We start from the raw sequence: 12,697 nt of genomic DNA, 5'->3' as shown, positions 1-12,697 counted from the left end.
CCGGACAGAAGGATACACACCGGACTTTTGGAGTACAAGAATGTATACCGACCGGCAAGAGTAGTATCGTATGATGCAGCAAGCGGTGAGCTGGTGCTTCACAACTATATGGATTTCGATGATTTGAAGGATTATGTTGAGATTACTTACGAGCTGTCACAGGATGGACTTGTGATCGGAAAGGGGAAGCTTTCTGAAGTATCCGTATTACCGCATTGTGATGGAAGCACGACCTTAAAGCTTTCAATTCCGGAGAATGGAAAGGTATATCTGAAGCTGTTCTATAAGCTGAAGAAGGACATTCCGCTTCTTTCCAAGGCGTATGTCTTAGGCTTTGACGAGATAGATGTAAGCAGTAAGGGTGCAAAGAATCAGCAGGCAGTAGGCTGGCTTACAAAGGAAGTGCCTGATACGGGTATTCAGGTACAGGAAAATGATACAGAGATCATCATAAAGGGACGGGATTTCTCCTATACGGTCAACAAGCGGACAGCACTTTTTGACAGCCTGACATTTGCAGGCAGAGAATATATGAATCATCCGATGGAACTGAACATCTGGAGAGCACCGACGGATAACGATATGTATATCAAGGCAGAGTGGAAGAAAGCCCACTACAACGAAGCCTATACAAGAGCATACAAGTCAGAGGTGATTCAGGGAAAGCACGGAGTAACTGTGACAAGTCAGGCTTCGGTCGTGGCAGCAACCGTGCAGAAAATTATGGATGTGACAATCACTTGGACGATTGACGCAGCCGGAAGAATTGGAGCGGATATCGCAGTGAAAAAGGATGAGGAGTTCCCGGATCTACCAAGATTTGGTGTGCGGATGTTCTTAGATAAGAAGCTTACAGATGCAGGGTTCTTCGGTATGGGACCGCAGGAAAGCTACCGGGACAAGCATAGAGCAGCAAGCCACGGATTGTATCGTCTGAAGGTTTCCGATATGCATGAGGACTATATCCGCCCACAGGAAAACGGAAGTCACTACGACTGCGATTATGTGGAGCTTGGCAACAGCCAGTACGGTATCACTGCCGTTGCAGAGGAAGATACATTTTCATTCAATGCGTCCTTCTATACACAGGAGGAGCTGGAAGAAAAGGCACATAACTATGAATTGATAGAATCGGACAGTACGGTATTCTGTCTTGATTATGCACAGAATGGAATAGGCTCTAACAGCTGCGGACCAGACGTGTTAGAAGCATACAGATTTGATGATAGATTATTCCGGTTCCGGTTTACACTGGTTCCGTATGTGAAAGGATAATGATATAACTCGTTTCCCGAATATCGACGTATAAGTCCGGACATACGGGGATATTCGGGATACAAGAGAACAAAAGTAAAAGCATTTAGAATAATATAGGCATCAGACTGTTTGACACATGAAATTCTAAACATGATTAAGATGAGGAGTGATTCTATGGAAGAAAAAAAGTATTTAAAATGGTATAACAAAGTTGGATACGGATCCGGCGATATAGCAGGAAATGTAGTATATGCATTTTTAACGTCCTTTGTGATGATTTATCTGACGGATTCAGTCGGACTTGCAGCAGGTATAGTAGGTACGTTGATCGCAGTTTCCAAACTGTTTGACGGATTTACAGACATTTTCTTTGGCTCGATGATTGACAAGACACACAGCAAGATGGGTAAGGCGAAACCGTGGATGCTTTACGGCTACATTGGATGTGCGATTACACTGGTATGTTGTTTTGCGGTTCCTACAAGCTGGGGAAATACAGCAAAATATGCATGGTTCTTTATTGCATATACATTGTTAAATGGTGTGTTCTATACAGCAAATAATATTGCGTATTCTGCACTTACTTCTTTGATTACGAAGAACAGTAAAGAGCGTGTGCAGATGGGATCTTATCGTTTCATCTTCGCATTTTCTACAAGCCTTTTGATCCAGTCTGTAACCGTAAAATTTGTTGATTACTGCGGTGGAGATGCAGCAGCATGGAGAACGGTAGCAATCATCTATGCAATTATCGGTCTGATTGTAAATACAATCTCAGCGCTCTCCGTAAAAGAGCTTCCGGAGGAGGAGCTTAACGATGGAGAAGTAAAAGGAGATGAAGAAAAGTATGGACTGGTTCAGGCATTTAAGCTTCTTGTAAAGAACAAGTATTATATGATGATCTGTGGAACATATATTTTACAGCAGCTTTATAGTGCCATGATCGGTGCTGGTATCTACTACATGACATGGGTATTGAAGGACAAGAATCTTTTTGGTCAGTTCGCCTGGGCGGTGAATATCCCGCTTATTATAGCTCTTATCTTTACTCCGACACTCGTTGGCAAGTGGAATGGTATGTACAAGCTGAATCTCAGAGGATATATCATTGCCGTTATTGGTAGAGCGTTGGTTGTTGTAGCAGGATATATGGGAAGTATTCCTCTTATGCTGGCATTTACAGCCCTTGCAGCACTTGGACAGGGCCCATGGCAGGGAGATATGAACGCAGTGATTGCTTCTTGTTCAGAGTATACTTATCTGACACAGGGAAAGAGAATTGACGGAACTATGTATTCTTGTACATCACTGGGTGTGAAGATTGGTGGAGGAATCGGAACTGCAGTATGTGGCTGGTTATTAGAGCTTAGTGGTTATGTCGGAACAAATGCAACACAGCCGCAGTCAGCACTTGATATGATGCAGTTTATGTATTTATGGTTGCCATTGATCCTTGATGTGTTAATTATGATTGTTCTTTCCAGAATGAACGTGGAAGCTGTAAATGAAAAATTGAAAGCTGAAAAGGGAATTAAGTCTGATGAAGTAACAGACGCAACAGAGTATTAAGGTTTATATGTAATGAAAAGCATTGTCTAATTGAACATTCGAGAAAGGCAATGCTTTTTGTGCAAGCTAGGTATTCAGTTTTCACAAAGTAGTCCTTTTAGTATTTTATGCATGATATACATGTTCAAAGTAATCAGCGTAGAATACTAAAAGGTTGTTCATATAATTCTTAAACTTGTTCATAATGCGTACCTCCTTTCCTTATTTACAAGCTGATTATAGAATAAATACAATGTGATTGCCTGCCAAATCGAAAGGAAAAGTAGACAAATCTTGCAAAGGGGGCGTAACCAATGCATTTATCATTTGTTGATACAAAAGAAGAAATATTAGCTTTAAAAAGAAAATCGAAGCATGTTGCTCCGCATTTACATAATGCATTGGAGATCGTATGTGTGACAAATGGAACACTGGAGCTGGGAGTTGGACAAGAGTTATACCACATGGAAAAGGGAGATATTGGTTTTGTATTTCCTGATATTATCCATCATTATCAGGTTTTCTCTTCGGGAGTGAATAAGGCGGTTTACATTATTTCTCCACCATTTGCGATTGGGAAATATGCTGATATTATACAGACGATGGCACCGGATTACCCAATCATAAAGGCAGAAATGGTGGAGCCGGAAGTATACCGGGCAATTAATGCCATCTTAGATACAGACCACATGGATATAGCAGTTATACAGGCATACATGCAGATTTTGATTGCAAGATGCATTGGAAAGCTGAAACTGGTCGAGAAAGGAGATGTGGGAAGTAAAGATCTTGTCTATCAGGCAGTATCGTACGTGTCTGGTAATTTTAGAAAGAATTTCTCGTTAGATGATATGGCAAGAGATTTGGGAGTGAGCAAGTATGTTTTATCACGAACATTCTCCAAAACATTCCATCGTAATTTCAATCAATATCTGAATGATGCAAGACTAAATTATGCTTGCCATCGCTTGGAAAATACCAATGATGCCATTACAAATATATGCTATGATAGCGGATTTGAAAGTCAGAGAACATTCAATAGGGTATTTAAGGAACGATACAAAGTTACACCGAGCGAATACAGAAATACAAGCCGTACAGATATAATATCGTGACTATCAAACATAGAGGCAGAGAATGGAAAAGTTGTGGCTGTGATTGGATATAGGCAGTAAATGTGGCAATTCTACCTTTGAGAGGTGTACTTTTTTGCTGTGATAATATAAGATTGTCATGATGAAAGGAGGAATGACCTATGGATATTGCTAAGATTGGAAGATATATCGCAGAAAAAAGAAAAAGAGCTAGGCTGACACAGAGACAGCTTGCAGATAAGCTCGGGAGGAGTGATAAGTCTGTTTCAAAATGGGAACGTGGAATTTGCCTTCCAGACGTTTCAGTATATATGGAACTGTGTGAAATATTGGAAATCAGCGTCAATGAGTTTTTAGCCGGTGAAGATATCAGCGAAGATAGTGTAAGAGAAAAGTCTGATGAAACGCTATTGCAGGTGTCAAAGGAAGGAAAGAATAAACAGAAATTTCTGCGACGAATCATTGTAGCACTTTGTATTATTCTGACAGGACTTATCACTGTAATCGCTGTTATAGCGTGTAAAAAGATGAGACAACCCCGAAATTTCATAGAAGAAGTATCGCCGGATAGTGCGGAAATGAAAACTGCGGAACTGATGTCTGGAGCAGATGGGGTAATGATGTTTCGGTATAAGACAAAGGATAACTATAAATGCCTTTTTGTTTACTTGTCTGAATATCAATCCGGAAAAAGAGTATCGCATGAGAAAATTGCAGAAATATCTTTTAATGGTACAGAATCTACCGAAACTGGAATGATAGTGGTTGTTCCTAATTTTGAAAAATTTTCTGCAAGTCTAATTGTGGCAGATAACTATACGAAATACACAACAGAAAATCCAATTTTAAATGATGTTGAAGATCGGGAATATTATGGAAGATCGGCGACAAGCATAAACCATATATGTCCGATAGATTTTGGAACAGAGCAGGGGCTAGCGGCTTTGGTTTATGGTAAAAATGGATTAAGTATGTTACCGATACAGGATATTTCCGGAGATTATCTAAATACAGAGAATGATTATATGTATTATTACTCCGTAGAGTTTACGAAATGAGAATATGGATGATCTTCCTATAAAATCTTTACTGATAAGCATGAGGACTAAATATCCTCATGCTTTTTCCCTAGATAGGTGTCAATTTCCTTCTGGTAGTGTTGCAACTCCTTCAGGTCACGCTCATTTTGCCGCTGTTGTTCTTCAAGGTTATGCATGTTCTGTTTAGCCTGTTCCAGTAGTTTTTGTAGGATTTGGATGTTGGAATTCTCGGTATACCGGATGCCGTACCTGTCGTGCAGGTTCTTTTGTATCTCCTGCATGCGTCTGGCGTTCTGCACATTTTACCATTTCTGCAAGCCAACGGTATCCCGTGATACATCACCAGAGAAGTCACACATGGACGAGATTTTCAATCGACTTTTATCCAGTTTTTTTCACCGGGCGACATGGCATCATAAGCAGCTTTTCGCTTTTCTTTTCGTTCTTCCGCTTTTTTCTTTTGTGTTTTCAGATAGTCCTGTCGTCTCGAAATTCTCTTTTTTATGTTGTCATCGGTATAGAATGAACCGAGAGAGTAGCCACGATGAAAACGTTGTTCAACCGAAAATCGGTATTTTGTAACCGTTCCGTATTTCTTTGAGTTTCCGGTTTCAATTATAATATTCTGTGCTTTTAGTCGATTGATATAATCCTCAAATGAAACAGCTTCCATAAGAAGCTCCTTCAGTTCACACTGGATGACGGCACAGGCACAGACAGAACCATCCTCTCAGGAATCCATGCATTCTATGAGCCAGAGGAGTTAGTCGGCAAGACACTTATTGCAATAACAAACCTTCCACCTAGAAAGATGATGGGAATCGATTCATGCGGTATATATGAAAAAGGACCCCAGATTAGAAGTACACACTTCAGATTTGGGGTTCTCTTTTTGTGTGAGAGACGGATCAAAATCCATGATCGCAGGCATGAACAAGTCCGGTAAGTATGGCGCTGAGCTCAAGTTTTCTGTTAAGTCCATGGACGTAATGAAGGTCATGGTGAAGAGCGATTCCAAGAGCTCCAACGATGCACTCAAGGGCACGATGGCGCAGATAAAAGGTGAGGACTACACCGATCTGCAGGCGGATGCCCCCGATATCAAGGAGACAAATACGATAATGGAGAGTCTGGATGCGATAGAGAATCTTAAGGCGGATTTCACGGTATCGGATTACTACAGCGTGTATTATTATACTGAGAGACGGCATTTCTCAGCTTTTGCTGGGAGTGCCGTCTTTCTGCATATAAGCCGCAGTTAATTCGCAAAACACATTCGCAGAAAGTCAAATTCAGTTCGCAGAATATCAAATGTAATTGATATTCTGCGAACTGGAGGGTATAATATGCGGTATCTTTGGGTTAGATGCTTGCGGTATGTTGATGCAAGCATGTGTGTATTAAAAGCGAAATGACAGGGGGGAAGGGTAGATGAGAAGATTAAAGTATGTTTTACAGAGTGCGATCGCCTGCTTTGTCGTGGCCGGGGCCATGCTGGTGCTGTTCTGGGGAGCAGGAATATACAATATATATCAAGAGTCACATGGAAATATATCGGATCTGTCAGAGCTGTGGTCGTATATTTCGGAACAGGGATTGATGTTTCTGATCGGATTGCTGGCTTTTGTGTCGTTCCTAGTATCCGGATTTCAGGCGAAGAAGGCCAGTGAGGCGGATAGAGCTGCTAACGGTGGGAACGAGTATGATGGTGTAGGATATGGTGATGCTGATTATTCTGGCACGATAAATGCTGGTGGCGGATATACATATGATTCAACGGACACATCTATAAAGTTAGATGAAGGTTCAGGTATGGAAAATGATAGGAATGTATATGGAAAAAACGGTATGCCATATGCGGACATCTATGGGATGACTGGAGATGCACAATTAACCAATACATATTCATTGCAGTCAGGTGCCATAAAGATAAGCTTTGACCTGCCTCAGAGGTATAGACTGATAGATGGCGATGACAGTGATCCGGCATTTGCGGGGTTTAATGAGGAGCTTAAGCCGGAACTTGTCTATTGTTCACTTCAGGAGGCTATCGATGATGAGACGGCTGAGGATTACGTGCTGGATGAGCTGGTGGAGGATGAAGCCTGCCCGGAGGAACTGCGGACAAGGGCATATCTGAAACATGGAGTGATAGAGGGAAGACTTTATTACTATTATATATTCAAGTATAAGAAATCCAGAAAGCAGAGACAGAAGTTTGCGGCGGCATGTGACATAGGCGGCGGGCTGTTCTATACGATAGAGACAGAATGGATATGGCGCAAGGAGGAATTGACGCTGGAAGCGCTGATGGATTTTCTGAAAATAAGGGTAGAGTGATTTATGACATCTACAGAACATGAGGTGATAATATGTGGACAATAAAGAGAATAGATGAGGCCGATTTCGGTTGTGAGGAGAGACTTCCCGGGGAGCCGCTTATGGTGCTGGTGAGTCTGGAGTGTGATGATGGAAGGATGCTTCAGCTTGAGGTGGCTGACAACTGGCTGACCATGCAGGAGCTTGACGAGGGTGATGAGTGGCCGGATGATCCGGACGAACCGGATGAAGAAGATGCGAAAAGCGCAAAGCAGGTGCAGTGGATGGAGAGTTATCTGGATGCTCTGGAGGAGCTGGAATAAGAGTGAAAATAATAAGAATATCGACAAAACCGCCATATCATAAGCGATATTGGCGGTTTTGGTGCGTCTGGAATTACTTTTTGCCATATACTTTAGGATAATATGTTGTTATAACGAAAAGAATGGTCGTGTGAATTTTGTCGATGTTTGGTTTGCAGGCAACTGCGTGTGGGAGAGAATTAATGTTTGGATTGTTTGAAATGAAATATATGAATATATGCCTTGTGGCAGGAGTTATACTGGAACTTATAGCTCTTGTCGCAATACTTAATCTTTATATTAATATAAGGAGAAGGGAAAGAAGGCAGAAGAATAGAGAAGATGGAGCAGGACTTTATGATCGTGCGGTATGTGCCGGAACGGATGAGGCGCATATGCTGGTGCGGCGGGAGGACATAAGTGCGGTAAGCCAGCTTATGGATCAGAAGATATACAGACAGTTGAGAAAGAAATATGAGGGCTGGGACAGACAGGAGAATCTGGAGTTTGATGCACGTGTTGCAGGCAGAGACGGCAGATGGCTCCGCATAATAGTAGTCCCAGATGGCACGGACGGCTGTGATCTCTTTATATTCAGAGATATAACGGAGGACAGAGGCAGGCTTGAAAGTCCATATTCTTTATGATGGAATTATATGGATGCAAGGCCGGGCAGAGCTCAGAACCCTGTATATATTTGCCGATAAGCTATACAATGCGAGAAAATCTGTGGGATTTGTCAAGAGACTAAGGATCAGGTATGGCGTGTAAGCCGTGCCGGGAAAACAAATATTTATACATTTGTCAGCGACAGATATGTCCGTGGATGGACATGTCTGCCGCTGTTTTTTGTTTTACTTAAAGATATCTTAAAGATTCGCCTCATTGAAACTTAAAGGGATGGCGGCTATAATCAGCAGGTGTAGTGAGAAGCTGCAGTGCGGATTACGCTGATGGATTGAGAAAGTGTAACCATATTGTAATAACTCTTACATATAATTAAGTCTGTTGAATGTATATTAAGTTGAACTGGCAGAAAGGCTTGGCATATAATCTATTCGATTTTGGAAGAAAGAAAAAGGTGGTTAAACGAGGTGGTAAATATTGAAAAATATATTGGAATTTATAGAGAATTCGGCTTTAAAATATCCAGACAAGCTGGCAGTTGCAGATGAGGAAGGCGGACTCACATATGGTCAGATGGAGAGGCTTTCCAGACAGATCGGTGCATGGATATATGAGAAGACAGATGGCGTGAGGAATAAGCCTGTTGCCGTGTTGCTGGACAAAAAGCCTGGGAGTGTGGCTGCCTATATGGGAGTTGTCTACAGTGGCAATTTCTATGTGGTACTGGATGCGGAGATGCCGGCGTCCAGAGCCGAGTCGATACTCGGAACGCTGAATCCGGTTGCAGTCGTGACTGACATCGGGCATATGGAGAAGGCACTGGAGCTTTACAGAAATGGCGTGGATGAAGATGGATGCCAGGGACAGGAAGGCGAGAACAAAGAGGTATTCAGGATATTAAATCTTGACGAGCTGGACACAGGTGCAGATCAGTCGGTGTTGGATGCGGTCAGAAGCAGGGCGATAGACACGGATCCCGTGTATGCGCTTTTCACATCGGGCTCGACCGGAGTTCCAAAGGGCGCTGTGGTATCACACAGGAATGTGATATCCTATACCTATTGGTACACGGAGGCATTTGGTATAGACGAGAGTACGATATTCGGAAGCCAGACACCGTTCTACTTCAGCATGTCGGTGTCAGATCTCTACAGCACTCTTAAAAATGGTGCCACGCTGTACATCATACCGAAGGCGTATTTCACCTTCCCTATGAAGCTGATGGAATTCATGAATACATACAGGATCAACACGATATACTGGGTGCCATCGGCATTGCAGATCGTTGCAAATTACAAGCTGTTCCAGTACGCCCAGCTTCCCGAGCTGAAGAAGGTGCTGTTTGCCGGAGAGGTGATGCCGACAAAGCCGCTGAATTACTGGATACAGAATCTTCCGGATGCCATGTATGCAAATCTGTTCGGCCCAACAGAGACGACCGACATATGTACGTATTACGTGGTGGACAGAGTATTTGCCGATGACGAGCCGCTGCCGATGGGACATGCGTGCAACAACTGTGATGTGTTTGTTCTTGATGAGAACGGCAGGGAGGTGTCACCGGAGATTGATCCTGAGACGGGCTTCAGCCGTGAGGGTGAGCTCTATGCCAGGGGTTCATTTGTGGCGCTGGGCTACTTCGGAAATGCGGAGAAGACGAGAGAGGCATTTGTCCAGAATCCGCTGAATCCGTACTATCCAGAGCTGGTCTACAAGACCGGTGATCTGGTGAAATACAACAGATACGGTGAGCTGGTCTATGTGTGCCGTAAGGACTATCAGATAAAACACATGGGTTACCGCATAGAGCTCGGCGAGATCGAGGCGGCAGCGGGAGCCATAGACGGTATCAGAAGCTATGCCTGCATATATGATGATGCGGCTGACAAGATCGTGTTCATCTACGAGGGCAAGAAGAAGGACGAGACGGAGCTGCTTAAGGCGTTTCAGGAGAGGGTCCCACACTACATGGAGCCGAACCGTTTTGTCAGGGTGACAAGCATGCCCCACAATGCAAATGGCAAGATAGACAGGAAGAGGCTGAAGGCGGAATACGCGCAGCATGTGTGACAATTTTATTGATAAGGAGATAAGAGATTATGGAAGAATTATTAAAGATTTTGAATGAGGTAAAACCTGGAGTTGATTATGAGAACGAGACAGATCTTATAGGACATGGCGTGCTGGATTCCATCACGATGGTTACGCTGGTGCTTCAGCTCAGCGATGAGTTTGACGTAGACATTTCTCCTGTTGATATCACACCGGAGAACTTCAAGACAGTCCAGACCATATACGATATGATCCAGAGACTTGAAGACGAGTAAGAGCAGATATAGATATTGGAAGATGGCGGGGACTGACTGCCGTCAAAAAATACTGGAGGAGTGAGAAATATGTCATATACGTCGATATCGTATCTGGTATTTATATTGCTCGGAGCGTTTATAGTGTACAATATAGTGCCACTGAAGCACAGATGGAAGGTGCTGCTGGCATTCAGCTATCTGTTTTATTTTATCAATTCAGGCAGATATATCATATTTATCCTGTTCGGGTCGTTGACCATATATGTGGGCGGCCTGCTGATAAACAAGATAGATGATGGCTGCAGCATGGCAAGGAAAGCTCTGCCAAAGGAAAGCAAAAAAGAGTACAAGGCACTTATTGGATGGCAGAAAAAGTGCGTGTGCGTATGCGTGGTGCTTGTGAATGTAGGAATCCTGGTATTCCTGAAATATTCGGTATTCCTTGGACAGGTATTTACAGATGTGCTTGGACTCATACACATAAATGTAGAGAATCCGATGTATCAGAGGATGATGCCGCTTGGAATCTCGTTCTACACACTGTCTGCGGTGAGTTACATAGTGGACGTGTACAGAGGCAAATACAGGGCATCGGACAAGTTTGGCAAGGTTGCACTTTTCCTTGCATTTTTCCCGCACATTGTTGAGGGACCTATAGCCAGGTTCGATCTTGTTGGAGAGCAGATGTATGAGGGGCACAGGTTCAGTTATGAGAACATGACCATGGGACTCCAGCTTATACTGTGGGGCTTCTTCAAGAAGATAGTTATTGCAGATCGCGCAAATATGTATGTGAACCAGATATTTGACAATTACGCAAGCTACACAGGACTTCCGGTAGTAGTGGGAATGCTGCTCTACACATTACAGCTCTATGCGGAATTCTCAGGCTGTATGGATATAGTAAGGGGAAGTGCCCAGATGTTCGGAATAGGACTCTCAGAGAACTTCAACCAGCCGTTTATATCAAAGACGGTCAGTGAGTTCTGGAGAAGGTGGCATATGACTCTCGGTGCATGGTTCAAGGACTATGTGTTCTATTCAGTTTCACTGTCCAAGCCATTTGTGAAGCTGAGTAAGAAGACCAGGGAACATATGAATACTTTCTTCGCGACATTTGTTCCTATGTCTATAGCGATGTTCATAGTGTGGTTTGGAACGGGTATTTGGCACGGCGCAAGCTGGAAGTACGTCATGTATGGTCTTTATTACTGGGCTATCATGGTAATCGGACTTCTCATGGAGCCTCTTTTCAAGAAGCTGTATGAGAAAATGAATGTTGACCGCCAGGGAAAGGTATACAGACTGCTTCAGGTTGTCAGGACCTTCATTTTTGTGAATGTGGGAATGCTCATGTTCAGGGCTGATGATCTGACAGCATTTGGACACATGTTTGTGTCCATGTTCAGGGGATTTACATTTGCGGATCTGACAAATGGAACTTTGCTTGGAATGAAGCTTGACATGGCAGATTTTGCAGTGCTGGCAGTGGGCGCGCTCATTCTGTTCCTGGTTGGACTTTACAAGGAGAAGGGACATCAGATAAGAGCAGAGCTTGCCACGAAGAATATAGTCCTCAGATGGGCAGTTTACTATGTGCTGCTGTTTGGAGTGATCATACTCGGAGCATATGGCAAGGGCTATGAGGTGGCTGGATTTATATATGCACAGTTTTAGAGGTGATTTATCTATGAAGAAAAGTGGACGTAATATAATAAAATCCATAGCATTTGCCCTGGTGGCCGTGATGATCATGGGAGTGCTGGGAGCTGCGTTTACTCCGAAGCGGAGCGATCCGGGAAGCGGAATAACCAACTCGAATGCAAGGGGCTTCTATGGAGAACCGAAGAATTCGATAGACGTACTGGTGCTTGGAGACAGCAATGCCTACAGTGCATGTTCTCCGATGTATATATGGAACAAATATGGAATTCCAACATATGTGGCGGCTGAGGGATTCCAGAATGTGACCGGGGCATCCAACCTTCTGGATGAAGTGCTCACATGTCAGAAGCCAAAGCTGGTGGTGTTTGATGTGAATATGCTTTGGACAGGCAAGACGACATTGAAAAAGGTTGAGAACAACCTGAAGAATCTGGCATATAAGTATCTGCCTCTTGCACAGTACCACAACAGGTGGAAGAGCATGAGTGTTTCGGACATGTTCGGTGCCAGGGACTACACATACAGATCAGCCTCAA

At 43.3% G+C, this 12,697-nt stretch carries 13 protein-coding genes and 2 pseudogenes; 13 read left to right on the top strand and 2 right to left on the bottom strand.

Annotation, left to right across the window (positions count from 1 at the left end; translation table 11 throughout):
• From ABUA34_RS12235 to ABUA34_RS12220, 4 genes are all read left to right on the top strand, one after another.
• A partial coding sequence (locus ABUA34_RS12235; RefSeq protein WP_349823397.1) for a beta-galactosidase small subunit family protein occupies positions 1-1,275 on the top strand: 1,275 nt, incomplete at its 5' end.
• Positions 1,276-1,431: 156 nt separating this feature from the next.
• Complete coding sequence (locus tag ABUA34_RS12230; RefSeq protein ID WP_015533711.1) at positions 1,432-2,826, top strand: MFS transporter; 1,395 nt, start codon at positions 1,432-1,434, stop codon at positions 2,824-2,826.
• A 293-nt stretch (positions 2,827-3,119) separates the two neighbouring features.
• Positions 3,120-3,920: an AraC family transcriptional regulator gene (locus ABUA34_RS12225; protein ID WP_161172067.1), complete on the top strand. Its 801-nt coding sequence runs from the start codon at positions 3,120-3,122 to the stop codon at positions 3,918-3,920.
• Between the two features lie 140 nt (positions 3,921-4,060).
• On the top strand, positions 4,061-4,957 hold the full coding sequence (locus tag ABUA34_RS12220; RefSeq protein WP_161172066.1) for a helix-turn-helix domain-containing protein: 897 nt from the start codon (positions 4,061-4,063) through the stop codon (positions 4,955-4,957).
• Between the two features lie 47 nt (positions 4,958-5,004).
• Here ABUA34_RS12220 and ABUA34_RS12215 read toward each other — a convergent pair whose 3' ends face one another.
• Together ABUA34_RS12215 and ABUA34_RS12210 are read right to left on the bottom strand one after the other, a co-directional pair.
• A complete protein-coding gene (locus tag ABUA34_RS12215) occupies positions 5,005-5,220 on the bottom strand; it encodes a hypothetical protein (RefSeq protein ID WP_055273142.1) in 216 nt (71 codons plus the stop codon).
• A gap of 89 nt (positions 5,221-5,309) precedes the next feature.
• A complete protein-coding gene (locus ABUA34_RS12210; protein ID WP_055223081.1) occupies positions 5,310-5,612 on the bottom strand; it encodes a hypothetical protein in 303 nt (100 codons plus the stop codon).
• On the opposite strand from ABUA34_RS12210, the pseudogene ABUA34_RS12205 reads away from it, so the two are divergent.
• The 9 genes and pseudogenes from ABUA34_RS12205 to ABUA34_RS12165 all read left to right on the top strand — a co-directional run.
• Positions 5,613-5,777, top strand: a pseudogene (locus ABUA34_RS12205) (hypothetical protein); the annotation flags it as partial.
• A 58-nt stretch (positions 5,778-5,835) separates the two neighbouring features.
• Positions 5,836-6,201, top strand: a complete 366-nt coding sequence (locus ABUA34_RS12200) for a hypothetical protein (RefSeq protein WP_147341848.1) — start codon at positions 5,836-5,838, stop codon at positions 6,199-6,201.
• 169 nt (positions 6,202-6,370) lie between these two features.
• Complete coding sequence (locus ABUA34_RS12195) at positions 6,371-7,279, top strand: hypothetical protein (protein ID WP_349823396.1); 909 nt, start codon at positions 6,371-6,373, stop codon at positions 7,277-7,279.
• Positions 7,280-7,311: 32 nt separating this feature from the next.
• Positions 7,312-7,581 carry a hypothetical protein gene (locus ABUA34_RS12190; RefSeq protein ID WP_015533718.1) on the top strand — a complete coding sequence of 90 codons (270 nt, stop codon included), beginning with the start codon at positions 7,312-7,314 and terminating at the stop codon, positions 7,579-7,581.
• Between the two features lie 182 nt (positions 7,582-7,763).
• Positions 7,764-8,207: a hypothetical protein gene (locus ABUA34_RS12185; protein ID WP_349823395.1), complete on the top strand. Its 444-nt coding sequence runs from the start codon at positions 7,764-7,766 to the stop codon at positions 8,205-8,207.
• 457 nt (positions 8,208-8,664) lie between these two features.
• Entirely contained in the window at positions 8,665-10,257 is a 1,593-nt protein-coding gene (locus tag ABUA34_RS12180) for an AMP-binding protein (protein ID WP_349823394.1), read from the top strand.
• Between the two features lie 29 nt (positions 10,258-10,286).
• Complete coding sequence (locus ABUA34_RS12175) at positions 10,287-10,514, top strand: acyl carrier protein (RefSeq protein WP_015533721.1); 228 nt, start codon at positions 10,287-10,289, stop codon at positions 10,512-10,514.
• 69 nt (positions 10,515-10,583) lie between these two features.
• Positions 10,584-12,173 (top strand): MBOAT family O-acyltransferase, encoded by a 1,590-nt coding sequence (locus ABUA34_RS12170; protein WP_022217287.1) that lies wholly within the window; start codon positions 10,584-10,586, stop codon positions 12,171-12,173.
• A 13-nt stretch (positions 12,174-12,186) separates the two neighbouring features.
• A pseudogene (locus ABUA34_RS12165) lies at positions 12,187-12,697 on the top strand (SGNH/GDSL hydrolase family protein); the annotation flags it as partial.

This window comes from Coprococcus sp. RTP21428st1_C9_RTP21428_210409 (genome assembly GCF_040227395.1).
Taxonomy (GTDB): domain Bacteria; phylum Bacillota; class Clostridia; order Lachnospirales; family Lachnospiraceae; genus Coprococcus; species Coprococcus aceti.
Note: the sequence above shows the minus strand (reverse complement) of the source record. Positions and strands in the feature narration are given on the sequence as shown.